Source organism: Nonomuraea cypriaca (assembly GCF_015645445.1).
Classification (GTDB): domain Bacteria; phylum Actinomycetota; class Actinomycetes; order Streptosporangiales; family Streptosporangiaceae; genus Nonomuraea; species Nonomuraea cypriaca.
Genome location: NZ_JADOGI010000469.1, coordinates 1 through 2,314, shown reverse-complemented (window position 1 = coordinate 2,314; position 2,314 = coordinate 1). Strand labels below are relative to the sequence as shown.

General features: G+C 63.1%; 1 protein-coding gene. It reads left to right on the top strand.

What is annotated here, in order from left to right; translation table 11 throughout:
* The first annotated feature begins 426 nt into the window (after window positions 1-426).
* Window positions 427-2,208, top strand: a complete 1,782-nt coding sequence (locus tag ITP53_RS54890) for a reverse transcriptase/maturase family protein (protein ID WP_195903405.1) — start codon at window positions 427-429, stop codon at window positions 2,206-2,208.
* Window positions 2,209-2,314 lie beyond the last annotated feature (106 nt).

Sequence of the window (2,314 nt, the reverse complement as noted above, 5' to 3'; positions counted from 1 at the left end):
GCATGCCAGGAAATCGGCGGTCGTGTTCAGGTGTCAGAAGCGGCGCGTCGAGGGGCCCGTGTGATATGGCGAAAGCTTGATTGCCTGAACCCTAATCTCCAGACGACGAAAGGGCACGTCCGCCGGAACGGCACTTGTAACCGGCGCCGCACCCTGCACCGGCATCACTACAAGGTTGGTGCATCCTCCGGGGTGTGGAGCGATTCCCAGTGAGGGAATTCGAGGAGATGAGTGGGGCGCCTAAGTCACGCTAGATACGTACAGCAGGGACGAACATGGGATCGCCTAAGGGGCGCGAGCCCTAAGGTTTGACGGAGGCCTCGTAGTAGTCGCAGGGGTTACGGCCTGCCAGGGAGGACGGTAAGCCCGTCCACAGGGCGAAGGGGGCCAGGTGATTGGATATTTAACAGCCGAGAGGTATGCGCAATGCAAGACGCTGAAACGGTTTTGAATGTCCTGCGTGATCGCGGTAGGCGTGGCCTGCCGTGCGACGAACTGTATCGACAACTGTTCAACCCGCACCTGTATCTTGTGGCCTACGGGCGTCTGTACTCCAACCACGGAGCCATGACCCCCGGGGCCAGCGGGGAGACCGTGGACGGCATGTCCGTGGCCAAGATCGGGCGCATCATCGATGCGCTGCGCCACGAGCGCTACCGATTCCAACCGGTGAAACGTGTCTACATCCCGAAACAGAACGGGAAGAAAAGACCACTCGGACTGCCATCCTGGTCGGACAAACTCGTCGGCGAAGTCATCCGCCTGCTCTTAGAGGCGTATTACGAGCCGCAGTTCTCCGACCGATCTCATGGTTTCCGTCCCGGCCGGGGCTGTCATACCGCACTCAGCGAGATAGCGGAAACCTGGACCGGAACGACCTGGTTCATCGAAATGGATATCGCCGACTGCTTCGGCAGCCTGAACCATCAGGTCATGCTCTCGCTCCTGGCGGACAACATTCACGATAACCGGTTCCTGCGCCTCATCAAACAGATGCTGCAGGCAGGATACCTTGAGGATTGGATATGGAACGCGACGTTCAGTGGAGCCCCACAAGGCGCAGGCGCATCCCCAATCTTGTCCAACATCTATCTGGACCGGCTGGACAAGTTCGTCGAAACAGTTCTTATACCGGAATACGCCCGAGGAAAGCGCAGGGCGCATAACCCTGCCTACACCCAGGTCTCGCGGCAGATGGCACGGGCCCGCCACCGCGGCGACCGTGCCGAACTCCGCCGCCTGCGCAAGCAGCAGCGCCGCCTGCCCAGCGCCGATCCCCGCGATCCGGGCTACCGGCGGTTGCGCTACTGCCGCTACGCAGACGACCAGATCCTCGGATTCACCGGTCCCCAAGCCGAGGCCGAGCAGATCAAGGCCCGCCTGACCCAGTTCCTGCATGACGACCTCAAGCTGGACCTGTCGGCGGGCAAGACACTGATCACCCACGCCCGCACCGGGGCGGCCCGCTTCCTCGGCTACGACATCACCGTCTGGCACGCCGACCGCAAGACCACCCACGGCAAGCGGTCGATCAACGGCGGCATCGCACTGCGAGTGCCACCGACGGTGATCAAGACCAAATGCCTCCCCTACCTCAAGCGCGGCAAACCCACGCACCGCTCCCCACTGGTCAACCACGATGACTACACCATCGTCAACACCTTCGGAGCCGAGTACCGAGGCTTGGTCAACTACTACCTGCCGGCCGGCGACGTCTACCGACTGAGCCGGGTGCGGTGGGCCGCTGAGACCGCACTGCTGAAAACACTGGCCTGCAAGCACGACTCGACGGTGTCGAAGATGGCGGCCCGCTACAAGGCCACGATCGAGACCCCCGCCGGGATCCGTACCTGCTTCGAGGCCCGTATCGAACGCGAAGGCAGGACCCCTTTGGTCGCACGGTTCGGTGGACAGCCACTACACAAGAAGAAAAACGCGGTCCTGGTGGACCGCACGCCGGTTCCGGGCACCATCCGGCGCAAGGAGCTGATTGATCGGCTCCTGGCCGGGCGGTGTGAGCTTTGCCAGCGCCCCGGTCAGGTGCAAGCACACCATGTCCGAAAGCTCGCCGAGCTCACCACACCGGGACGGCCACAGCCGCCGTGGGCGGTGACCATGGCAACGCGGCGCCGAAAAACCCTTGTCGTATGCGCCGACTGCCACGACATCATCCACGCGCGACAGCCCGCATCGACGATCACGCAGTAGTCACCGGAGAGCCCGTTGCCCGGAAAGCGGGCACGGCGGGTTCGGGAGGGGGCCGTCGGGAAAAGGACCAGCACGCTGACACCTCGCCTGACGGCCTACCTCGCTG